The following is a 23,414-nucleotide window of genomic DNA, read 5'->3' as shown; positions in this document are numbered from 1 at the left end:
TGGTCGCGAGCCTTTGGCTCCATGCTTTTCGAAATCGGCGAGGTTACCCTCGTCGGACAAATCGAGTTTGTCCGAATGCTTCTAGTCGTGCCGGGGATACATCGGCGATGCGATTTTTGACATGCTGGAAGTCGATTTCGGTCGCCAGCTCACGGGGCATGTCGAAGCTACCTGGCGTGAGATCAATTGACCCCACAATCGCGTGTTTCTCGTCGGCAAGAAGGCATCTTGCCGTGCAGCTTCAGTGCTTGAGCGTGTGCCCATTGCGCCGACATCGTGCATGATGCGCAGGCCGCCTACCCCTCGACCAGCTTGTTCAGCTTCCGTAGTCATGTGCCCTGGCAAGCCAGTCTGGTAGAAGGCGCCGACCGAGCGCGTCGTCGAGGACGAGCTTAAGCGACCATAGTGCTGCAAGGCTCATCGAGATCTCGAGGAGCATTGCGACAAATACGATAAGAAGCCAGCCCGGTAGGGCTTGAGCAGTTCAAGGAGAGCGACTTTCAATTGCCTCTCTCGCGCTGGCTCGGCTGCCACGCCCCCGGTGTTGTCGATAGTCTTGGGCAACCTGCTGTACCTCAACCATCTGCGTTTTCCGATCGCGCCGGGCATGCACCAGACGCTGCACCGAGCCGGGGCCGCGCAAACGCACCTCGTGGACGCCCTCGTCCAGCGGCTTCAGTTCGTACACTTCGTGCAGCTCGTGCACGGCGGCTCCATCTTCCAGCAAGATAGAGATAGTTCTCCGTCACCTTATTCTTCGCGCCGCGTCCGCAGCCGATCATGCAGTTGCTGCGGCCAAACGCCGCCGAAGTAAGGATCGTGAGCTCCACCCCGGGCATGCCGAATTGGATTCATCGTCTGCTCCTGAGGCACCTTGATCCACTGGAGCCGGCCGCTGGAGCCGCTCATATTTCGAGACTACGAGAGCTTCTGTGATGTGCGCTATGCAGAATCGGGCAGAGCGCGCAAAACCAAACATGCGGCGGCGTAGTTATCGGTGCGTCGAGAGGCAGATTATGGTCGCTACCTTGTGCTCCTACATCGTCGGTTTCTGGCTTGTTTTGTTTCAAGTTCAAGCTCGTCCGCTGGGGGCTGGCTACCCAGCATGGCCTCGACGCTCCCACGGCCTTTCAGTACAAGGTGACGAAGTTGCGGGCGTCGTTGGTCGCGGCGGCTCAATTTTCATCAAATGCGCGATTGCGGCTTAAGCTGAATTTGTCAATATCCGCCTGTGGTTCGCGTGAGTCCACGATCAAGCGGCAAGCGATATTCAAGCGAGCCTTTACGAGCATTTCGCTTTGGCTTGTGCCCATTGCTCGCGCGGATCCATGCTGGCATCCTACGATGAGGTGAATTGCCAGCAAGTGGCGACCAAAAGGAAATGCCCTGAAGCCGCCGCCACGCACATTCTTGTTGCACTTAATTGTCGCGCTCTCAGCCGCGCTGATGGCATCGACGGCCTATGCAGCTCAACCTTTGCCGCGCTCGGTTCTTCTGATCGACCAGGAAAATCAGAGCCGGTACTGGAATTTCGACCTTTCGAATGCCTTTCGGGCCGTTTTGAACACGGAACCGGGCGTCCCTATCATCGTTTATGCGGACAATTTGGATCTCGCCCGCGTCGCCGGACCGCTTTATGAGAACGCGCTCCGCGCCTTCTTTGTGGAAAAGTATCGAGACGTTTCCATTGGTGTCATCGTTGTCAACGGCGCGCGGGCGCTAGACTTCGTTCTGGCTCTGCGAGCAGACCTGTGGCCCAACGTACCCATCGTCTTAGCAGCAGTCGATGACGCAGCCGCAGATCGTGCCAAGTCAGTTCCTGATGTGACCGGACACATCATGCGACTGACGCTGAAAGACATCGTGGCCACCGCACGTTCGGTCGTGCCCGATCTCAAGCGCGTTGCTCTCGTTGGCGATCCGTTTGACCGGAATACATTTTTCCGCGGGTTTCTCGCGGAGATACCGGAATTGCAGCGCGATCTGGAGTTTATTGATCTGACGGGCCTTCCGATGGACCAAATAAAACAACGTGTGGCAACGTTGCCTCCGCAAACCGCAATCGCCTATACGACGCTTACTGTCGATGGAGCGGGGATAGATTATCTGCCGCGCGAGGCGATCGCCCAGGTCGCCAGCGTGGCCAACCGACCAATCGTAACCGGCACCGAAAACTTCATTGGATATGGCGCGGTGGGCGGCATGGTCGTTCAATCTCCACCGATCGGAAGGGAGGCGGGACGGCTAGTGCTGCGTCTTCTCAATGGGGAAAGCGCATCGGATATTCCGATCACGGTGGGAGACTTCAAAAAGCCGATGTTTGACTGGCGAGAGCTACAGCGGTGGAATGTAAGTGAGGCAGAGCTTCCTCCCGATAGCGAGTTGCGGTTTCGTAAGCCGGGTATGTGGGAGCAATACCGCTGGCAGGTGATCCTCGTTTCCATCGCATTGTTGGGGCAAGCTACGGCGATATTTATACTGCTATTGGAGCGGAGGCGGCGCATTGCCGCCCAGATTGACTCGCGCACCAGCCTTCTGCAAGCCGTGCACATGAACCGAGCTGCAGCTGCGGGTGCGCTGTCAGCGTCAGTTTCACACGAGCTCAACCAGCCGTTGGGAGCAATTCTCATCAATACGGAAATCGCGGACCTCTTAATGACGTCAGACGTTATTGATGTGAGCCGAGTTCAAAAAGTTCTATCGGCGATACGAAAGGATGACCAGCGAGCGGCTGAAATTATCAAGCGCCTCAGTGTTTTGCTGAAGGGATCCCAAGTCTGGAGTAGTCGCGAACTGGACCTCAATGATGCAGTTCACACAGCAATCAAAATTCTCGAACCCGAAGCGATCAAACGAGGCGTTGCGCTACGGGTTGATCTTGATCAGCAACCGTTGACGGTTCGCTCTGACGAAATCCACGTCCAGCAGATTGTCTTGAATCTGGTACTCAACGGAATGGATTCCATACCGCCAGGGGCCATTGAACGACAAATCGTGGTGCGCACCCAGAAGTCTGGACCCGAGGCCACGGTATCTATTTCCGATAGCGGTACCGGCATTCCTGACGACAAGTTGGCAGAGATTTTCGAACCGTTTGTGACCACCAAGCCGCACGGGACGGGATTAGGACTTTCACTCGCGCGAACCATCGTAGAAAGCTATGGGGGTCGTATCTGGGCTGGAAATCGTCGGGAAGGCGGCGCAATCTTTTGTTTCAGTCTTGCGTTGGTGCCGGCAAAGTAGCTACGGCTCAATTAGATCAGCAACGCCGTTGATCGCGTCTATCAGTAATTTCGCTGAAAACGGCTTTGTGAGATAGGCGACGCAGCCGACGTTAAGCGCGTTGCGCCGGATGATTTCATCGTCATTCGCGGTCATGAATATCACGGGCAGGTTTACGCCCGATGAGATCAAGCGTCGTTGTAAATCGATGCCCGACAGTCCGTCCAGATCAATGTCGAGCAACAGACAGCTTGCCCGGCTTGGTCCATGGCCCGCAAGAAACGCCTCCGCCGATGCAAACGTGGCAACTTGAAAGCCATGTGCCGCCAAGAGTTGGCTGAGGCTCTGCAGCATGCTCGGATCGTTCTCGACCACTGCTATGGTACGCATGAGACTGCCCGTCCTCTGACGTACGCCCGTTTCCCGTTTCTGTAGATGGCCTCTAACTGCTACCCCCTTCGGGAATAAGGCTGCATCAGAGAATGACCAGTTGGAATTTCCTGCATGCCGGATTGATTGCGGGCGTCTGACGCAGCGAGCGCGACAATGACAACCTTGCGAATTGCTGTCGATCGGGTCATCTCAGGGCTTCATCTCGATTCCGAGTCTTGCCCTCATGTCCTTAAATACGACGGCTACAGCCTCGATAATCAACTGCTCAGGATGAGCCTTGCAATAGAGGATCACCCTCATGCTCCGCCTCCTTGCTCTTTCGGATGTCCATATAATGCTTGGTGGCGAGCTCGTTGTACCAGCCGCTATACCAAGTCGTAAGCCCGTCGGCGTCGCCCTGCCATGTCCCTGCCAACTGGGCACAGCTTAGCTTTTGTACGTCCAGAAAACCGTTGGCATAGGCATATGTGCTGAGATCGACCTGAGCGCGTGCGCTCTGGAGCGTTCCAGCCAGCAATCCCGCAATTATGATTGATGCTCGCATTTTAGCTCTCCCTGCCATTCGAGCGCTCGTCGGCGCAATTTGAAGGCCGGGCACTCGCCGTTAGCGAGTGCCCGGCTAAGGGCGGTCCGTTAACACTCGTTCGCTCAAGCCGGAAGGAAAGCACCTGCTTCCCTTCCGTAACTTCCTCAATAGCAGGGGGGATAAGGGTAGTAGCCGCAGACCGGGCGCGGCGCGTAGGGATAGTGATAAGGTGCAGCGGCGTAGGCGGCAGCTCCGACAGCGGCCGTGGCTGCTCCAGCATAGACAGCGCCGCGAAACGCGGCGCGCCTCCAGACTCCGAAAATATCAACGAACAGCGAAGCCGGACCATCGGCGCCGGTGATATCGCCTTCCAGGACCTGCACGGTGAACGTCAGGTTGTCACCCTCGATTTGGGGAGTCTTCAGCACCACGACGGCGTCCTTGACCGAAGAGCCGTCCTTGCTGAACACTGAAATGGTCGCGTTGGGAGGATCTTTCGTGAAATTGTCATTTCCCTTGCCCCAATCCTCAAGGAGCATCGCGGTGGGCTCGTGGCCTGCGAGCCGAACGGGTCGATCGGCAAAAACGATAGAGCTGGGCGCCACACCTACCAGCGTCAGTTTGTCGCCCTGAAGGGTCGCGCCGCGCGAATTCATCACGATCAGCGACTGTATGAGCTCCGGTCTCGTGGCACTTTGGGCGCCGATCGTCTTGATCGGCGCGGGCGAAGCAGGGGACGGCGATGTCTGCGCGAGCGCCGCTCCCGCGTCGAAAACGGCAATCGTCACGGCGAGCGCTGCAGCAATTCGAGCGAGTTTTACATTCATCGTCTGCTCCTGTTACGAGGCACCTTGGATTCACTGAGGCCGGCCGCTGGGACCGCTCGTCTTTCGAATTACGAAAGGTTCGGTGCTGTCCGCTATGCAGAATCGGGCAGGGTCTGCAAAACAAAATCCGCGAACGCCCGGAAATATCTTTGCGTCGATTTTGCATAGCGCGGTCCGGTGGAGGCGTCTTAACTTTGAGCAATCTAGCAGGCTGTTGAAGAAGTCAGCCGCGTTCGCCAACGAAGGCTGAATCGTCGCCATTGTGTATGTAGAAGTGCCCGACGAGCCTGCCCGCAGTGCCGACCATAGCCCATCCGCGGCCGCAGGCGTGGTCGTTCTCGTCGTGCCCTTCCCATGAGAACTCCGCGCACGCCGAACCGTCTCGCGTGGTGTAGCGGACGTCGAGAAAGCCCTTCAGCGCACCGAAGGCAATTTCACCGTCGGACTTACCCTCGAAGGTGAGATGCGCCTCTTCGACGAGATCGAGGAAGTCGCTCTCCCAGTTGTCCATTTCGACGATGCGCCAGCGGCCGGCAAAGGCTTTGGCGAAGCCCGGCACCTTGGCCATCAGCCGGCCTCCGCTATCAGCTTCGGAAGCCGCACCAGATTGTAGGCGGCGGCAGTGAAGGTAAAAGCCCATCCGACGCGATCACGGCCACGGAAGCTGGTCTTCTCTTGCCCGGCGACCGTCTTGATCCAGCCGAATGCCTCCTCGATGCGCTTGCGGATGCGCTGGCTGACGGCATAGCCGCCGTGCCGGGTCGTTCGCCCGTCGATCGCAGAGCTGCGGCCGCTGGTGTTCTGCGCGACATGCGGCGTCACGTTCATCGAGCGCAGCTCGTTGACGAAGTCTTCTGCATCGTAGGCTTTGTCGGCGCCAAGTGTGATCGCTGTCGGTCGGTCGGCACGAGGCTCAATCATGTGCAGCGCGGCCACCCGTTCGGCGTGCCCGTCGACCTGCGTCAGGCAGGCATCGACCAGCAGGCTGTGGCGGTTCTCCATCAGCCCATGCCCGATGAAGCACAGCTTCGTCTCCTTGCCTTTACCCTTGCGGTAGAGTCTGGCATCGGGATCGGTGGCCGAAGCATGGGTGTCGTTCGAGCGTTTCTGGCCATGGAAGTCCGCTTCGGCATTGCGTCCGCCGCCTTGCGTCGGCGTCGCGCCGGAGCCTCCTTCGGCTTCACGCTCTTCATCGAGGCCCAGGCCTCAATCAGCGTGCCATCGACCGAGAAGTGATCGCTCGACAGAAGCTTCTTCACCTTGGGCTGCGCCAGCAACGCCGCGAGGAACTTGGCCGAGATGTCGCCTTCCAGCAGCCGGTCGCGGTTCTTGGAGAACACCGAATGGTCCCAGACGGCGTCGTCGACGCCAATTCCGACGAACCAGCGGAACAGCAGATCGTATTCCAGCCGCTCCATCAAAAGCCGTTCCGAGCGGATCGAATAAAACGCCTGCAACAGCAGCGCCCGCAGCAGCTTCTCCGGTGGGATCGACGGCCGCCCAATCGGTGAATAGAGCGCGGCAAACTCCCGCTCCAGCGCCCCGAGCGCCTCGTTCACGATCGTCCGGATCGCTCGCAGCGGGTGATCGCGCCGCACCCGCGCTTCCAGGTCAACGTAGCTGAACAGCTCGCCCGTTCGATCGTCCCCGCCGCGCACGCCCCATCTCCGAATCTCGTCGGAGCCAATGAATCACGGTCGCCGGTCGGCGGCGAGCACCTTTTTCAACAGCCTGCTAGGGATATGAGGAGCGAGCCATGGTCATTGTCTTGTGCCTCTACATCGTCGGTCTCTGGCTTGTGTTTTCCAAATTCAAGCTCGTCCGCTGGGGCTGGCTATCCGGCACGGTTTCGACAATAGCGGGGCTACTCATACTTGCTACGTTTTCCGCGCTGTTTAACTTCCTCACACCCTCGGGCCGGATCACCGTGGCCGGCAAAGTCGTGGAAGTCACTCCGAATGTGACCGGCCAAATTATTGCTATTCCGGTCAAATCGAACTTGCCGGTAAAGAGGGGCGACGTTCTGTTTCAAATCGATCCCGCCCCCTTTCAGTACAAGGTGACGCAGCTCCAGGCGTCGTTGGTGGCAGCGCGCCAACAGACGCAGATATTGAAATCGAACTACGAACAAGCGACAGCCAACGTCACGTGCCTGGATGCGCAGGTGAAGTATAACGCTAAGCGCCTTGCCGATATTCAGAAGCTTTCAGCCGAAGGCGCAAACACCGAGTTCAAGGAGCAGGACAACCAAGTTCAATTCGAGACAGTGACGGCGCAACTCAACGCAGCGAAGGCGACGCAGCAGAGCGCAGAGCTGGCGATGAAATCCGAGGTCGGCGGCGTCAACACCACCGTGGCGCAGATACAAGCGCAACTCGCGAGCGCCGAATGGGAGTTATCGCAGGCCACGGTTCGGGCGCCTGGCGATGGTTACGTAACGGTCGTGGCATTGACCGTCGGTGATCGCGCGTTGCAGTTTCACTCCGCAATGTCATTCGTAGTCGAGGACGAGATCACCATCGTCGGGATGTTTTCGCAGAATGGTTTTCAAACCATCCAGGAAGGCACACCGATCAATATTGTTTTCGACAACGTCCCAGGCCGCATCTACCACGCCAAGATCACGGCGATCCCTAGGGGCATCGGACAGGGCCAGATTGCAGTCTCGGGGACACTGGCACGCACGAATTCGCTCGGTGGCGCAACCACCTTCCCCGCGGTGATTTCCATTCCAGATGACGTGAGCCGTCAATCCCTGCGACTCGGAATGTCGGGCAATGCAACGGCGTTTGCGGCCAACGCGGGCGTCATTGGGCTGCTGGCATCGATTCTTGTGTGGGTCAGTTCTTACACAGCTTACTTGTAGTCGGCGAAAGGTTCGCGGTCTTCAAAAGGCGCCTGGCATATTGGATACCGTCGGTTGGCGACCGATCGGTCCACAACCACGCGTTGACCTTTCATGCATCCTCGTTATGCTCCAGTCTGTTTTTTTTGATCTTGGCAGGATTTGACGCGGCCGGATGTCGCACTTCATTCGGCCCGCCTTCTTCAGATAAGGCGCGTATACGGGATGGCCAACGCCTCTGTAGTTCATGTCGTAGACGATGATGAATCATTTCGGACAGCGGTTGTGCACCTGCTCGAGTTGTCCGGCTATAAGGTTGCGGATTACGAATCGGCAGTTGACTTTCTGCGCGCTAGTGAGACGGCAGATCCTGGCTGTATATTGCTGGATGTCCAGATGCCGACTTTGGGCGGCCTGCAGCTCCAAGACCAGCTGACGAAGCTGTCTCGCTCTTGGCCGATTATCTTCATGACCGGTCATGGAGATATTCCCACTAGCGTTCGCGCTATCAAGGCAGGCGCCGATGATTTCCTTCCCAAACCGGTTTCAAAGCAAACTTTATTGGAAGCAGTCGAGCGCGCGCTTGCTCGATATTCTGCTACGCAACAGGCTCAGGATCAGCTCAATTTGCTCAGATCTCTGATCTCGACCCTAACCCCACGGGAAACCGAAGTTTTTGGCCTGATGGTCCGCGGCAAGCTGAACAAGCAGATTGCGTTTCAGCTTGGCTCCTCCGAGCGGACGGTTAAGGCTCACCGGCAAATGGTAATGCACAAGCTACAGGTCCAAACGTTTGCTGAGGCAGTGTCAATTGCGGAACGAACTGGGCTCCTAGTGCCACTCCCCTTCGCGGCGCTAACCCCCTGAAGGCCTTTCGTCCTGCTCCGCCTCGCGGAATACGGCGCTGCCGAAAATCTTTCCGTTGCCCCGAGGGACAATATCGCAAAAGCATCCTTCGTGTTGTTTATGCCCGAAGAATTGCATTTACCGAGCTCTTGCGACAAGGCACTTCCGACGCCCAGTCTTCGGTGGCTCGCAGCCATGGCCGAAACGCCCATTGCTCGCGATAGCAACCCGTGCAGCGATCTGGTTAATCAGGCCGAGAGATTGGCTCTCGCGAATCTGGACGAGCCGCTGCATATTGCGGCGTTGTGTCGCACCCTTGAGGTAAGCGAGCGGACGCTTCGCAAGGCATTTCACAAAACCCACGGTATTCCGCCCTGCCGGCATCTTCGATTGTCGCGACTGTCGCAGGCAAGACGGGCTCTCTCATCCGCAGACTGCAGATTCATGACCGTAACGGAGGTCGCGACATCTTTCGGATTCTTGGAGCTGGGACGATTTTCAGTCGAATACCGCAAGCACTTCGGCGAAAGTCCTTCACAAACACTCCATCGCGGAGCACCTGACAGATCCCCTCCAGTCAACGATGCTGTCCACGACAGCCCCTCTGTGGGAGTTTAAAGTAGCTTTGCGGCAACAGCGGTGCCGAGTGGGCCTTGGCACCAATTGAGGCGATACACCGGGAATGCATCGTTGATTCACTCCTGATCTCGGATTGTGCGGAGCACAAGCAGATGATGCGCATCAAACGAAAACAACCATCAGGTCTCGGGCTCATCCAGTCAGGCATCAGCATTGTAGCGGTGGCCTTTGCTCTTTGCCCGCAAGTCGCCCACGCCGACGAAGGAGGCGTTTCATTCTGGCTTCCCGGCCAATTCGGCAGCCTTGCAGCGACGCCCCAGGTCCCCGGCTGGTCGATGGCGGAGGTCTACTACCACACGAGTGTAAGCGCCTTTGGCAACGCGGCAGCCGCCAGAGAAATCCACGTTGGCAGAATCCCCGCCGCAGTGAATGTCGATCTGAACTTGCATCTGAATGCAAAGGCGGATCTCGTACTGCTCAATCCCACCTACACGTTCGCAACGCCGGTGCTAGGCGGACAGCTTGCCATCGGCGTAACCGGCCTGTTCGGGCGGTCGAGCGCCAACCTAGACGGAACACTGACGACGGCAGTTGGACCGCTAGTGACAACGCGAACGGGCAGCTTTGGCGATTCAATCACCTCGGTAGGCGACCTCTACCCACTGGCGAGCCTCAAGTGGAACGCCGGGGTACACGATTACATGACCTACGTGACGGGCGATATTCCCGTCGGGGCGTATAGTCCGAGCCGCCTCGCCAATCTCGGCATCGGTCACGCAGCCATCGACGCCGGCGGCGGGTACACCTACTTCAATCCGCAAACCGGCCATGAGTTTTCGGCGGTTGCTGGTTTCACTTACAATTTTAAAAATCAGGATACGCAGTACCAAAGCGGCATCGACTTTCACCTCGATTGGGGCGCTTCCCAATTTCTATCCAAACAGATTTTCGTTGGTTTGGTCGGCTATGCTTATCAGCAGGTCACCGACGATTTCGGTCAGCACCCAGTGCTTGGTAGCTTCAGATCCCGCGTGCTCGGTGTCGGTCCGCAGGTCGGCTTTCTGTTTCCGGTGGGAGACATGCAAGGCTATCTCAACTTAAAGGGTTACGGCGAATTTGCCGCCGAAAATCGTCCGGCCGGCTGGAATACGTGGCTGACTTTCTCGATTTCGCCGATGGCGCCCGTAAGCACCGTGACGCCAACACGACGAATGGTGACGAAGTAACCGCGGTCAAATCGACCGCAACCGAAGAGCGCGAACGAATAGTGACCAATCAAATTCACCTGAAACTTCACCGCCGATCGATGCAGCGTCACTCTGCGCGGATCGTCGCCTCGTGCGCTAAAGCTATTTCACTGCATTATCGATTCCTGGAAGGAGAACGAATGAAGGCCTCGGTATTTCTGAGCTGCAGCAGCCGGATCGTGTTGATTGGCTTCGCCGCATTCACCGCCTTCGTATCGCAGGCGTCGGCGCAGGGTAATCCGGACCGTACCGCGTATTTCGGCGAGACCCATGTGCATACGGGCTGGTCCTTCGATGCCTATATTTTCGGGAATACCAAGACCGGTCCGGAGGATGCCTACAAATACGCCATGGGCCAGACCATCAAGCATCCACTGGGTTACAACATCAAGATCACCACGCCGCTCGACTGGATGGGCGTGACGGATCATTCCGAATATGCCGGAACGGTGAAGCTGGCGAATACACCCGGCTCGTCGATCAGCAAGCTTCCGATCGCGGAGAAGTTGAAGGTGCGTACCGCCGCCGATGTTCAGCGCATCTATTTGTGGCTCGGCGGCACCATCGTCGACAGGAAGCCGATCAAGGAATTGATCGATCCCGTGGTGGCCGGCAACATCTGGAAAGAGAACAATGCGATAGCCGACCGGTACAACAAGCCCGGCAAGTTCACCGCGTTCTGCTCGTACGAGTGGACGTCCACTCCCAACAATAGCAACATGCATCGCAACGTCTTCTTCAAGGACTGCGCGAAGGTACCGGAAGTTCCCTTCAGTTCGATCGACTCGGTTGCCCCGGAGGATTTGTGGGCCTGGATGGATACCCAGCGCAAGGCAGGCAGCGAGTTGCTCGCCATCTCGCACAATGCAAATCTATCCGACGGGATCATGTTTCCGATGGAGGTCGACTTCAAAGGCCGGCCGATCGACAGGGCCTGGGCTGAATCGCGCATGCGGAACGAGCGGCTCACCGAAATCAAGCAGATCAAGGGCGCATCGGAAACGCATCCGACGCTTTCGCCGAACGACGAGTTTGCCAATTTCGAGATCCTGACCTATTTGCTCGGTGACCCCAAGGGCCGCTTCCCGATGATTCCCGGCAGCTATGTCCGCGATGCGCTCAAGACCGGAGTCGCGATGCAGGACGCACGCGGCTACAACCCCTACAAGACCGGCGTCGTCGGCGGATCGGACTCGCACAATACGGGCGTTCCCTACCGGCAGGAGAATTTTTTTGGCGGGCACGGTAAAGCAGACGGCGGCGAAAAGGAACGCATGTCCGGTCGCCTGTTCGCGGGCCTGGACGTACGCAACGAGAATCCGGCGGGCTTGACCGGCCTATGGGCCGAGGAAAACACCCGGGCTTCGCTGTTTGACGCGATGGCGCGCAAGGAAACATTCGCCACCAGCGGTCCGCGCATCTCGGTGCGCTTTTTCGGTAGCTGGGACTATGCAAAGGACGTCAAGGACGAGCAGCGCCGTGAGCTATGGCATGTTGTTCCGGATTGGCTGAAGGATCGCCTCTGGGTCAGAACCGCCTACAAGCAGGGCGTTCCGATGGGCGGGGATCTGGCGCCGTTGACGGCAGGCAAGACAGCGCCGTCGTTTGCGGTATGGGCAGTCAAGGATCCCACGTCCGGCAATCTTGATCGCATTCAGATCGTCAAGGGCTGGAGCAATGGCGGCCAGAGTTTTGAGAAAATCTTCGATGTGGTTTGGGCCGGCAAGCGCGAGCCCGATCCCCTGACCGGCAAAGTGCCGGCGATCGGATCCACTGTCGACGTCAAGGAAGCCACATACAAGAACACGATTGGCGCGACAGAACTCAAGGCAGTGTGGTCCGATCCCGAGTTCGACCCCGCCCTGAATGCGTTCTATTACGCCCGTGTCCTCGAAATCCCGACGCCACGGTGGACCACCATCCAGGCCAAGAACCTCGGAATCAGTCCGCCGGATACCGTTGCGACCACGATTCAGGAACGGGCCTGGAGTTCTCCGATCTGGTACACGCCTACGGACGAAGCGCGCAAGGCTGCCAAGCCCGGCACCACCATTGCCGGTTTGCAGCAGCAGGGCGCGACGGCCCTCGATGAAGCCCAGCTCAAGGAGCTTCTCATCGGCAAATCGACATGGCTACGCAACAATGTCACCGGTGCCATCTTCCAGGTGATCTGGAGCGAGAACGGCCAGCGGTTGATTACGAGCGTCGATGGTTCGCTCCCGCAGCCGGCACAGGTTGGAGATGTGTTCCACGGTGGAGCGCTGGGCTCGTCGGCATACTATTCGATCAAGGACGGCAAGATCACGACGTCACTTGGTAACGCCCCATACGAGGTCGCGGTATACAAGCTTGGCGACAAGTACTTCGGTGCGCGGAGCAACGAGTTCGGCTACGCCAATTACGAAATCGTTCCGACCCCGGTGACCCTCGAAACGCTGGGATCTGAACGGCCACCGTTCTGAGATTGTCGCATGAGTTGCAAGGCAATCAATCAGCCGCCGATGAGTAGTTTCGGTGCACTGCGACTGGCCCTCGCGGCGGCTACCTTGATGCTGGCTTCTGTCGCCGGCGCGTCGGCATGCGCGATTTGTTTCAACGGCCTGGTCGTCACCGTCGGGCAGCAGATCGACGCTGCCGACCAGGTCGTGCTTGCTGACCCGCTACCGGAGGAAAAATTTCGCGTGGTGGCCGGTGTGAAGGGGGACTTGACCGTCGGCGCCATCATCGCCGAAGCCGTCTCCAACACGAAAGGCCGGCTGGCAATTGACGCCTTCGCGGCCGAGCCCGCATCGAGCGTAGCCCAGTCACGCGAGGGCGGCCCCCTTCTGCTGATCCGAAACCAGCTCGGTCAGCAATGGGTGAGCGCCGGGCCAATTGACCTCGCCCATGCAGGCTGGTTGCGCCAGGTGGCGGCTACGTATCATGGCAAGCCGGCTCGCGCGAGATCGGCGTGGCCGCGCTCTACGCTAAGTTTGTCCGAACTAACTGACGCAGAGTGGGGCGAGCGCCTGACCCTGGTTGCGCCGTACCTAGAGAATTCCGAGCCAATAGTTGCGGACATTGCGTATGGGGAGATTTCGCGGGCACCGTACGGCGTACTACGCGCGCTCCGGCCGAAGCTGTCAGCGGCGAAGATCGCCGGCTGGGTCGACGATTCCAAACTCGAAACGCGGCATTCTTCCTACCTTTTATTGCTCGGAATTGCCGGTGATTCCAGCGACGCGGCGGTTCTGGAGCGGCGCATCGATGCGGCATGGACATCGCACAGCGTGACCGAGCTTGCCGCGATGCTTGCGGCCGATCTTGAAATACGCGGGCCATCGCGGGTCGGCGCCATCGAGACAATGTATTTTGCCGATGGCAAGCGGACGTTGCCGGAAATCGAGGCCGCCTTGCTGGCTCTGAGCGTTCAGGGCGGCGCGAATGCCGCGATTCCCCGAGCGCGGGTTATTGAAGCCTATCGCGTCTTCATGCGAGAACGAAAGCCGATGGCCGGATTTGTCGCGCTGGAACTGGCTGACTGGAAATATTGGGATGCCACGAGCGACTATGTGGATCTCCTCAGGTCGAATACCGTTAAGGATCCCGCCTCGCATTTCATGATTGTCAACTATCTCGCGCAAAGTCCGCAGGCGGCCGCCAAGGCAGCGCTACGCTCGCTTGAAAGAAAGCCGCGTTAGGACATCCCGATGGATTCGTCACAGCCTCACGCCGAGCAGGCTTCCGAGATCGCGCCTGCATCCCAGAAGTCATCCTCATCGTCATGGTGGAAACGGGCGCTACGCGAGCCACTCGTTCACTTTTTGCTGGTCGGGTTGATGCTGTTTGTCGCGTATCACGGACTGCATCCTGCGACGGAAGGCTCCGACCAATCCAGGCGGATCGTGCTGACGGAAGACGATCTGTACCAGATGAGCGTGGCTTGGCTGGCACAAGGCCGTCCCACGCCGACGCCCACTCAGATGCAGAGCCTGATTGATAGCAAGGTGCGGGAGGAAATCCTCTACCGCGAGGCCCTCGCGCTTGGCCTGGACAAGGACGACACGATTGTGAAGCGGCGTCTCGCGCAGAAAATGGAGTTTCTCGCCGAGGACGTTTCTGCTCTTTCGGAGCCCTCACACCAGGAACTGAGAACCTGGTTCGATGGCAATTCCCAGAGGTTTGCGCTCCCTCCCCGGATATCGTTTCGGCATCTCTATTTTTCGCTCGACCTGCGAGGTGAGAAGGCGCAGGAGGCCGCAAAGAACGCGCTGGAAGCGCTTGGTGGCAAGCCCGGCGAAGCGCTCGAAGCCACAGCGCTTGCGGATCCCTTCATGTTCCAGGACACGTATGCGGATCGATCGTTCGATCAGGTTGCCACATCTTTCGGTCCGAACTTCGCGCGCAAGCTCGTGGAAATCAAACCCGGGTCCTGGCAGGGACCAATCGCGTCCGGATATGGTTGGCATCTCGTCTTCGTCAGCGCGTTCGAACCAAGCCGCGTCCCAGGCTTCGAGGAGGTCGAGACGGACGTAAAAGAAATGTGGGTTGCAGACCAGCGGGCGGAAGCCAAGCGCAAGGCCTGGGAGACGATGCGGGCGCGCTATCAGGTCGTGTTGCCGGAAAAATCCGAGAACTGAGTCGCTATAAGCCGTGGATGACGGTCGATGAAATTGTTGATGGCGCGCTCTGTATTTCTTGGGATCGTCTTCGCGATCTGCGCACTCTTGCAAAGTGCTTCGGCCCACGAGTCGCGCCCGGCCTACATGCAGGTAACGGAAATTGCTCCGAAGCGGTACGAGTTCGTCTGGCGTACGCCACTGCTGTCCGGAATGCGTCTGCCGGTAGTGCTGCGCCTGCCCAACGGCGCCCGTAACGTCACCGAGCCGACGCTGCGCGAACTTTCGGATTCATTGGTGGAACGCAGACTGATCGAACTGGATAGCGGCCTCACCGGCGCACGCATCGAAATGGTCGGGCTGCAGGCGACGATCACGGACGTATTGGTGCGCGTGCAGTTGCTCGATGGCAGTTTCTCCACCACTCTTGTGCGTCCGTCAAAGCCGTGGATCGAGATCGCAACGTCGCGCAGCGCGCTGGAGGTTGCCACCGCTTATCTGACACACGGCATCGAGCATATCCTGTTCGGCTACGACCATCTGTTGTTCGTGCTGGCATTGATCCTGATCGTGCGCCGTGGCCGCGTCCTCCTGATCACGGTCACCGCCTTTACTATTGCTCATTCTATCACCCTGAGCCTTGCGACACTGGGGCTCGTGCACGTGGCCGGACCTCCGGTTGAAGCAACGATAGCGCTGAGCATTCTGCTTTTGGCCTGGGAGATCATTCGATCGGACCGCGGGCAGACGAGCCTGACCGCGCAATGGCCGTGGCTGGTCGCATTCTCGTTCGGCCTGCTGCATGGATTTGGCTTCGCCAGCGCACTCTCAGAAATTGGTTTGCCGCAAGGGGATATTCCGCTTGCTCTGTTTGCCTTCAATGTCGGCGTGGAAGCCGGACAGCTAATGTTCATTGCGGCTGTTCTGGGCTTCTTGCGATTGAGCATGAGGATCAAGTTTCCGATTTTTGTCCAACGCTATGCAAGGCCCGCTACGACCTATGCGATCGGGATCATGGCGGCGTACTGGCTCATTGAGCGACTGGCCAGCTTTTCTGCCTGAGGGATTTGGGGGAGTGGTACTTGGGAAAAAGGTGAACCACCAGGCATCGCTTTGCGACCAGCACCTCCCAGATATTGCGGGGCAGACGGTGGTAACTCGCGCTTGGTTCCGAATCCTTTCCGCTGCTGCTTCGTCTGCTGTGTGCGTGCTCCCGGCAGCGGCACATGAAAGCGCCGTGCTGCACCAACATGAACTTCCGCCGGTCTACGTCACGGCTCCGGAGGCAGCGCAACCCAAGCGGATCGCTCGGCTCAAACCATCGCAAGGCCGCGGACGCAGCACCGCCGCCTCCCAGTCGAACCAGCCGGCCGCCGGCGCCGACGGCATCACGCCCACGGCATCATCCGTTGGCGCCGATGTCCTTCAGACTACCGCGGCCAGCACCATACGCTTCACAGGCGCCGAGGTGAATGCGGTACCATTCGCGCGGACAGGCGAGGCGCTGGAAATCGTGCCTGGCCTGATCGTCACCCAGCACTCCGGCGAAGGCAAAGCCAACCAGTATTTCTTGCGTGGCTTCAACCTCGACCACGGCACGGATCTTTCGATCAAAGTCGACGGTATGCCGGTGAATATGCCGACGCATGGACACGGACAGGGCTATGCCGATATTAGTTTCATGATTCCGGAGCTGATCCAGTCGATCGATGTCCGCAAGGGCCCGTATTACGCCGATGTAGGCGATTTCGGCTCCGCCGGCGCACTTTCGATCGATTATGTCAACAAGCTGCCTAAGAACATCGCAGAGATGACCTTCGGCAGCTTTGGTTACGGTCGCGCGCTGACCGCGGGGTCAACGGCGGTCGGTGCAGGCACGCTGCTCACGGCCATCGAAGGCGTTAAGTATAGCGGCCCGTGGGACGTGACTGATGATGTGCGCAAGATCAACGGCGTGCTGCGCTATAGCCAAGGCACCGCCACCGACGGGCTGACGCTGAGTGCAATGGCCTATTCCAATGCCTGGAATTCAACCGATCAGGTCGCGCAGCGTGCCATTGATCAAGGCATCATCGGCCGCTTCGGCACGCTCGATCCGACCGACGGCGGCGTCTCCAGCCGCTTCAGCCTGTCGAGCAATTTTGCGCATTCGAGCGAATACGGCCAGAGCAAGCTCAGCGCCTATGTCATCCGCTCCGACCTGCAGCTCTACAACAATTTCACCTACTTCCTCGACAACCCCGTCAATGGCGACCAGTTCAACCAGCTCGATCGCCGCACCGTCGGTGGTTTTGACGCGCGTTGCGCCTTCGATTGGCGCCTCGGCGGCCTCGAGACGCAAACCCGTGTCGGCGTGCAAAGCCGTTATGACGACGTTCAAGTCGGCCTGTTCAAGACGCAGCAGCGCGGGTGGCTTTCGACCGTGCGCAAGGACCGGGTGCAAGAGGGCAATGTTGGCGTCTGGATGGACCAGACCGCGCGCTGGACCGACTGGCTGCACACCACGGTAGGCATTCGCGAGGATGTCTTTGCCGGACGAGTGCTGAGCGACTTGCCGGAAAATTCGGGCAACGCGCAGGCGTCGATCGCAAGTCCGAAGGCCGGCATCGTGCTCGGCCCGTGGGTTAAGACCGAGCTATACGGCAATGCCGGCTATGGCCTGCACAGCAACGACATCCGTGGCGCAACCATCACTGTGGATCCTAACGACAAGGTGACGCCGGCAGATCGCGTGCCGCTGCTGGTGCGCTCCCGAGGCGGAGAGGTTGGGATCCGCACCAAGGCGATCGAGGGCCTCACCAGCGCTGTCGCGGTGTTCGTGCTCGATTTCGATTCAGAACTGCTGTTCGTCGGCGATGCCGGCACCACCGAAGCGAGCCGGCCCAGCCGCCGCGTCGGCGTGGAGTGGACCAACAAGTACAAGCCGGCATCGTGGCTGACGTTCGATCTCGACGTCGCCTATACCCGCGCGCGCTTCACCGATTTCGATTCCGCGGGCGATCGTATTCCTGGCGCGCCGTCCTGGATCGCCAGCGGCGTCGTTACCTTCGGTGAGGAGAGCGGCTGGTTTGGCGCGCTGAAGGGGCGCTACTTCGGTCCGCGTCCACTGATCGAGGACGACAGCGTGCGTTCGTTGTCATCTCTGATCATCAATGCCCGCCTCGGATACCGGTTCGATAATGGACTGCGCGTGCATTTTGACGTGCTGAATCTCTTCAACGCGAAAACCAATCAGATCGAATATTATTATCTGTCGCGCCTGCCGGGCGAACCGATCGGCGGCGTCGCGGACCGTCATGTCCATCCCACCGAACCTCTCGCGGTGCGTATAACCGCGAGAGCAAGCTTTTAAGCCGGCAATGCGAGTTAAAAGCGAACCCGGCCGAAAAGAAAAGCAGTCCATTTTCAAGCAGGGGGTAGACCATGACTCTTCGTCATGATTGCTCTGCTCCCTAACATCGACCTAAGGCGAGCCAGCGTTGCTAGGCACTCCATCGGTCAGCGGCTCGGGAACAGGGCTTCAGTCACAGAATGTACATTCGCTTTGCTGCGCTGAGCGCGCGAGTGCAGCCTGCGCGATTTCCCTTTGCATCAAGCCGCTTGGCGCGAGCGATTGTTGCCGAAAACCGCGATTGCAATTGTTCTTGGGCCAGTCTCAAAGAGTCGGGAGTTGGCTGGCGGTCAAGTTGCGCGCCGACCGTTTGAGGCGCTGTCAGTCCTGCATTCGGATTTCCGGCTGATTGCTGAATTGCTGCTTCGAATCGAACTATATCTTTGCTGCAAGGGCCGGCCCGGGCATGCGTCGGTGCCAACACGAGCATCGCGCAAATTGTGAGCCGTGCCGATGTCTGCGATCTAATGATAATCATGCGGGCTCCAGTCCCTGTACATACGTGGACAATACTACAAACCTGGATCGGAAGTTACCCCTTGCACGCATCGTACGCATTCTGCAGTTCTGTCCTCTGCTTGTGCGGCGCAGCAACCGCAAATTCGAAACTACCGCGACGGATGCGCGTGGCTATGCAAAAACCGACGATGTTCCTATACTTGAATTGTGACGGCCTGATCCCAAGGTCGCGGGCTTGCGGATGTGCCTGACGCCTGCTTGCACTTGGTTCGGACATTCTCAGGCGTGGTGATCGAACTCGCTCAGTGCAATTCTCACTTCTCGGGCAAAGTCAACAAGCGCTGTGGTAAGGGCCCCAAGGGCGACCATGAAAAGAAGGGCGACCCCGCGCTCATGTTGAATCTGCAGAAGTGCGCTCACGAACGCCACGATGACCAAAGCAGCAATCATTATGCTGCTAATCACAGCCCAGAAGATCGCCCTGTTCATCATGGCAGCCCGCCGCAGCAGACGTGGAATATCCGCTTTGAGTCGGGACTTGGCGCTGTCATCGTCCGGTATCCCGTTCAGGACGATCGTTCGGTCGATAATCCTGTTCAGGCGCGAAATTAACACTGAGATAAAAGCTGCCAGTGCTCCCAGCAGAAATGCGGGCGCCACCGCTTGTGAAATGACATGCGATAGCTGACTGACTGATGGCGTATCGGGATACATTGAATCCAGTCAGTTTTGCGCGTGCGCAAGCCTGCTCGAAATGTCGCCAAGACACCTTTTCCGGGCCAGCCCGATGATTTACATGCGCTAAGCTGCGCGCACTATGCAAAATCGGACCGTTGGACCATGCATAGCTGACCTTGAGGACCGAATTTCCTGCAGCTCGGGCCTAGAAAGTCGACGCCTTCGATTTGGCATTGGCTCGCTGTCCGATTTTTGCATAGGCAGCAATCGCTTCGGTCCGTATAGATACAGATCATCATTCTGATTTAAGCGTGGCCATCATGGCGAATCTCGCGACCAATCTATGGCCTCGTTGGCTCAGGGTAACGCTCGTCGGATTCGCAACTGCGATCGTTTTGGGTGGTGGGTTGTTTGCCTACCGATACGCCACCAAGCCGGTTTCTTTGGTCGTGGCTGTCGGATCGCTCGACGGCGAGGCTCTTTCACTCGTCTCGGGTTCTCAGCGCATCTGGCGTCATCGGGATCGCATGTGCGGTTGAAAGTTGTCGATTCCGGCACGTCCTTAAAGGCTTCTGAAATGCTGACCACAGGCAAGGCGCAGCTTGCCGTCGTTCGGGGTGATACCGGTGACTTGTCAGATGCGAGAAGCGTGCTTCTCTTGACCCATGGCGTGGTGCTCATATTGGCCGCTCACGGCAGCAATGCCGATAGTCTTGGTGATCTGCGCAAGACGACGATCGGAGTCATCGGAGGAGACGTTAATCGGCCGATTGTTGCAGCCCTGAAGCAAGTCTATCAATTTGACCGAGCCGACGTCCGGTTCTTGGACGTTGCGATCGCGGATGGCGCCGCCACATTGCTGTCGGGACAGGCTCAAGCCCTTCTTGTCGTTGCGCCGCTAACCGAGAAATATCTGACGAAAATCAGGCAGCTCTTTCGGCAGGCCGCAAAGGGGAGCGTCCCAAAGTTGATCGAGATCGAGTCCGCTGGCGCGGTTGCCAATGTCGCACAGTACTATGAAAGCTACGACATCCCAAAGGGCACTCTGCTGGGGGCGCCCCCTGTTCCGTCGGACGATCTGACATCGCTTCGCGTTTCATACTTTCTGGTTGCACAGAAATCTGTGGACGCGGACATTGTGACGGATTTGACGCAATCTCTGATTGGCGTTCGACGAGATTTGCTGTCGGATTATCCGATCCTGGCACAAGCAGGCGCACCAAGCACCGATGCAGACGCACTGATCCCTATTCATCCGGGCGCTGCCACCTATTACAACGGAAACCAGCAGAGCTTCCTCGATAAGTACGATGACAAACTCTATTACGGATCGTTGCTGCTTGGAACATTGATTTCGATCATCATTGCTGCATGGCGCTTCGCCGGTTCAGGGGCAGCGCCTGCCAGCATGCTGCAACCGCTTTACGATCTCGGAAACGAGATAAGGAACGCCAAAAGCGAGCGCGAACTTGAAGAAACCGAAAAGAAGATCGATGACCTTCTCAAGGCCGAGTTCGCCAGACGTGACGGTGGCGACGATGTCGACAACACCGACTTAGCGGCCTTGACCCTTGCTTCGCACAGACTCCACTATCTGATGGGTCACCGCAGAACCCTGCTTAGCCAGACAACGGTTGCCAGGAAATGAAATCATGTTTGGCGGCGAATTTCGGCACGGCATCACATGCGAAAGGTGAAGATTTTGAAGACCTCCGGGCTCGCCCTTAAATGAAGCAATTCGCGAGAAAACGATTCTGGCTATTGATTGTTGCGGCCGTGCCAATCGTCTATCTCGTGGTGGGATATGTCGTGCTCCCCGCCTTGTGGGCTCATCGCGAGCATGAGCCCGGCCTGGCTTCGTTACCTATGGTGACACGCACCGGCGCTGGCATTCCGGGAGATGCACTTAATGTTGGGCTTGTGGGCAACAATGAAGACGTTCTCCGTGCCATGCATGCGGCGAACTGGATTCCGGCTGACCCAATCACCTTGCGCTCAAGTATCGAGATCGTCGGTAGCGTGTTGCTTGACCGACCATACCACGATGCTCCAGTCAGCCCTCTCTACTATGACGGCAAAAAAGAACAGCTCGCGTTCGAAAAGCCGGATGGCACGAGTGCCGACCGGCGGCATCACGTCCGTCTGTGGCTGGTTCTCGAAAAAGGAACGGACGGCCGTCCTGTCTGGCTCGGTTCGATTACGTTCGACCGCGGTGTGGGCTTAAGCCACGACACAGGGCAGATCACCCATCATATCGCACCCAACATCGATGCAGAGCGCGATCTGCTGATGCGCGATTTGCGCGAGGCGGGAATGGTCCAGGCGTTTTTCCAAATTTCCGGGATCGGTCCGACGTTATTTGGCCGAAATGGCGAAGGCGATCGCTATTATACCGATGGAGAGATCGACGTCGCGCGTCTTGTCGTTGATGGCTCCAGGCGAACCGAACCACCCGCGACGTTGCCTGTCCCGCCACTGATTGCCTTGAAAGATCAAATCTGGCGCGGCGCCAGCAACGCCGTCGGGCAATAATCGGCACCGCCCCAAATTCCCGTCTATAAAAAGGTGCATTCGGCGGGGGATCTATTCCCGCCGGCGTCCCCCTTGTTACGCTCAAGTCAACATTAAGACCGACCAATTCCTCCGCCAGTTCCGAACACTTCTCGGTGTCACCATCAGCCGACCGATACAGGAAAATAGGGTTTTGCCCCTCGACGTATCCGAGGTCGCGTACACCGCTTCGCAGCGCATTTGTTTTGCTTGCTGCGCGTGTGCTGCGATCGGCCAAACCGACGCGTCGCCAAGACAGGGTGATGAACTCTCATCGCTTCACGTCCACCCCTCGGCTCAGAAGGCGTTATCCATCGGCTCAAACGATCGTCTGATAGGGGCTGAACCACCATCGCGACATTCTCGCGGATGTTTCTTGTGCGTCCAAACTCGGAAGTCGCCGTCAGCCTGAGGCACTTCCGCTTTGCCCTCAATAGTGAACATCCTCGCGCGATGTCGGCATGTCCGAAAATTGCCAAACTCGGAGGAAAGGGTAGGGAGAATGGCGCAAACTTCGGGGTCTGCGGCTACTACTCGTACGGCTACGACTGAGCCGCTGCACTACTTTCAGAATTGGCCCGGTTGAGCAGGTGGACTGGGCGAATCCGATCGCAGGTTGTTCGGGTTATTCCGATCGAATAAGTCCTGCCTAATAAGGCCGCTCGTGCGAGCATCAATTAAAGGTGGGATTCTGCGGGGCTCAGGGCTTGGCGACACTACGACTCCGGGCCGTACGACGCAATTAGCAGGATAGCCAGCGTATTGGCAGTAAACTACGGCATTTCCCGTTTCAGTGCTTCCAGCTAAGAACCCGACTATTAGCGACGCCCACAACGCGATTGATCGCTTCATTTTAGCCTCACGGTCAAGCCAATCTCGTAGCCAATCAACGACGCAGCATGATCGCAAAAGAGGTGTCGGGCTATGCAAAAAAGTCAAGATTATTGCAGTGTTCTTCGGATTTGCGCGTCATGGTCCCGGTCATTTCGACGGCCTCCGCTCGACATGAGCGTGCAGTCTTGTTCGTGGCCGAAAAAGTTTCTCGCGCTGAGATGCGACCGCCTCGACTTTGACGTTCGGGGGGCGCCAGGGGGCGGCTGCCGGCGGTCGCCACAGCGCTCTGAACCCGGCGTTCTGCGTTCTGCTGGCTTCCCCGACATTTCTATAGACGCGCTCTGGACGAAGCGTTTCATCACCTGCACGCGCTCGCGCTTCACAACCATACCTTTGACAGGCCTTTGAACTGACGCTGA

At 58.1% G+C, this 23,414-nt stretch carries 18 protein-coding genes and 1 pseudogene; 12 read left to right on the top strand and 7 right to left on the bottom strand.

Annotated elements, in window-relative coordinates:
- Positions 1 to 484: 484 nt before the first annotated feature.
- Positions 485 to 727, bottom strand: a complete 243-nt coding sequence (locus ACPPVR_RS25595) for a hypothetical protein (protein ID WP_426609341.1) — start codon at positions 725 to 727, stop codon at positions 485 to 487.
- A gap of 719 nt (positions 728 to 1,446) precedes the next feature.
- Between ACPPVR_RS25595 and ACPPVR_RS25590 the strand changes: the two genes are divergently transcribed.
- Positions 1,447 to 3,243 carry a sensor histidine kinase gene (locus tag ACPPVR_RS25590; RefSeq protein ID WP_426609340.1) on the top strand — a complete coding sequence of 599 codons (1,797 nt, stop codon included), beginning with the start codon at positions 1,447 to 1,449 and terminating at the stop codon, positions 3,241 to 3,243.
- Here the strand turns inward: ACPPVR_RS25590 and ACPPVR_RS25585 are convergent, their stop codons facing one another.
- The 5 genes and pseudogenes from ACPPVR_RS25585 to ACPPVR_RS25565 all read right to left on the bottom strand — a co-directional run bounded on the left by ACPPVR_RS25585 (position 3,244) and on the right by ACPPVR_RS25565 (position 6,626).
- The gene (locus tag ACPPVR_RS25585) at positions 3,244 to 3,612 is read right to left on the bottom strand and encodes a response regulator (protein ID WP_426609339.1); all 369 of its coding nucleotides are present in this window, start codon (positions 3,610 to 3,612) and stop codon (positions 3,244 to 3,246) included. It lies immediately after the preceding gene.
- Between the two features lie 268 nt (positions 3,613 to 3,880).
- On the bottom strand, positions 3,881 to 4,159 hold the full coding sequence (locus ACPPVR_RS25580; RefSeq protein ID WP_426609338.1) for an HdeA/HdeB family chaperone: 279 nt from the start codon (positions 4,157 to 4,159) through the stop codon (positions 3,881 to 3,883).
- 146 nt (positions 4,160 to 4,305) lie between these two features.
- The gene (locus tag ACPPVR_RS25575) at positions 4,306 to 4,968 is read right to left on the bottom strand and encodes a hypothetical protein (protein ID WP_426609337.1); all 663 of its coding nucleotides are present in this window, start codon (positions 4,966 to 4,968) and stop codon (positions 4,306 to 4,308) included.
- A 223-nt stretch (positions 4,969 to 5,191) separates the two neighbouring features.
- Positions 5,192 to 5,536, bottom strand: a complete 345-nt coding sequence (locus tag ACPPVR_RS25570; RefSeq protein ID WP_426609336.1) for a hypothetical protein — start codon at positions 5,534 to 5,536, stop codon at positions 5,192 to 5,194.
- Positions 5,536 to 6,626, bottom strand: a pseudogene (locus ACPPVR_RS25565) (IS5 family transposase). The gene ACPPVR_RS25570 and the pseudogene ACPPVR_RS25565 overlap by 1 nt, the downstream one beginning before the upstream one ends.
- A 98-nt stretch (positions 6,627 to 6,724) precedes the next feature.
- Between ACPPVR_RS25565 and ACPPVR_RS25560 the strand changes: the two are divergent.
- From ACPPVR_RS25560 to ACPPVR_RS25520, 9 genes are all read left to right on the top strand, one after another.
- On the top strand, positions 6,725 to 7,834 hold the full coding sequence (locus ACPPVR_RS25560) for an HlyD family secretion protein (protein WP_426609335.1): 1,110 nt from the start codon (positions 6,725 to 6,727) through the stop codon (positions 7,832 to 7,834).
- A 204-nt stretch (positions 7,835 to 8,038) separates the two neighbouring features.
- A complete protein-coding gene (locus ACPPVR_RS25555; protein WP_426609334.1) occupies positions 8,039 to 8,680 on the top strand; it encodes a response regulator transcription factor in 642 nt (213 codons plus the stop codon).
- 99 nt (positions 8,681 to 8,779) lie between these two features.
- Positions 8,780 to 9,277, top strand: a complete 498-nt coding sequence (locus ACPPVR_RS25550) for a helix-turn-helix domain-containing protein (RefSeq protein ID WP_426609333.1) — start codon at positions 8,780 to 8,782, stop codon at positions 9,275 to 9,277.
- Between the two features lie 35 nt (positions 9,278 to 9,312).
- Positions 9,313 to 10,464: a SphA family protein gene (locus ACPPVR_RS25545; RefSeq protein WP_426609332.1), complete on the top strand. Its 1,152-nt coding sequence runs from the start codon at positions 9,313 to 9,315 to the stop codon at positions 10,462 to 10,464.
- Between the two features lie 161 nt (positions 10,465 to 10,625).
- Positions 10,626 to 12,947 (top strand): DUF3604 domain-containing protein, encoded by a 2,322-nt coding sequence (locus ACPPVR_RS25540; RefSeq protein WP_426609331.1) that lies wholly within the window; start codon positions 10,626 to 10,628, stop codon positions 12,945 to 12,947.
- A gap of 9 nt (positions 12,948 to 12,956) precedes the next feature.
- Positions 12,957 to 14,165, top strand: coding sequence for a hypothetical protein (locus ACPPVR_RS25535; RefSeq protein WP_426609330.1), 1,209 nt, complete (start codon positions 12,957 to 12,959; stop codon positions 14,163 to 14,165).
- Between the two features lie 123 nt (positions 14,166 to 14,288).
- Positions 14,289 to 15,104, top strand: a complete 816-nt coding sequence (locus ACPPVR_RS25530; protein ID WP_426609329.1) for a peptidyl-prolyl cis-trans isomerase — start codon at positions 14,289 to 14,291, stop codon at positions 15,102 to 15,104.
- Positions 15,105 to 15,131: 27 nt separating this feature from the next.
- Positions 15,132 to 16,145, top strand: a complete 1,014-nt coding sequence (locus tag ACPPVR_RS25525; RefSeq protein ID WP_426609328.1) for a HupE/UreJ family protein — start codon at positions 15,132 to 15,134, stop codon at positions 16,143 to 16,145.
- Positions 16,146 to 16,320: 175 nt separating this feature from the next.
- Positions 16,321 to 18,435: a TonB-dependent receptor gene (locus tag ACPPVR_RS25520; protein WP_426609327.1), complete on the top strand. Its 2,115-nt coding sequence runs from the start codon at positions 16,321 to 16,323 to the stop codon at positions 18,433 to 18,435.
- Between the two features lie 777 nt (positions 18,436 to 19,212).
- Here the strand turns inward: ACPPVR_RS25520 and ACPPVR_RS25515 are convergent.
- On the bottom strand, positions 19,213 to 19,647 hold the full coding sequence (locus tag ACPPVR_RS25515) for a DUF2721 domain-containing protein (RefSeq protein ID WP_426609326.1): 435 nt from the start codon (positions 19,645 to 19,647) through the stop codon (positions 19,213 to 19,215).
- A 499-nt stretch (positions 19,648 to 20,146) separates the two neighbouring features.
- Between ACPPVR_RS25515 and ACPPVR_RS25510 the strand changes: the two genes are divergently transcribed.
- Both ACPPVR_RS25510 and ACPPVR_RS25505 read left to right on the top strand, forming a co-directional pair.
- Positions 20,147 to 21,259, top strand: a complete 1,113-nt coding sequence (locus ACPPVR_RS25510) for a TAXI family TRAP transporter solute-binding subunit (protein ID WP_426609325.1) — start codon at positions 20,147 to 20,149, stop codon at positions 21,257 to 21,259.
- Between the two features lie 80 nt (positions 21,260 to 21,339).
- Complete coding sequence (locus ACPPVR_RS25505) at positions 21,340 to 22,143, top strand: LssY C-terminal domain-containing protein (protein ID WP_426609324.1); 804 nt, start codon at positions 21,340 to 21,342, stop codon at positions 22,141 to 22,143.
- The last annotated feature ends 1,271 nt before the right edge of the window (positions 22,144 to 23,414 follow it).

It is taken from the genome of Bradyrhizobium sp. McL0616 (assembly GCF_049993385.1).
In the GTDB taxonomy this organism is placed as follows: Bacteria; Pseudomonadota; Alphaproteobacteria; order Rhizobiales; family Xanthobacteraceae; genus Bradyrhizobium.
Note: the sequence above shows the minus strand (reverse complement) of the source record. Positions and strands in the feature narration are given on the sequence as shown.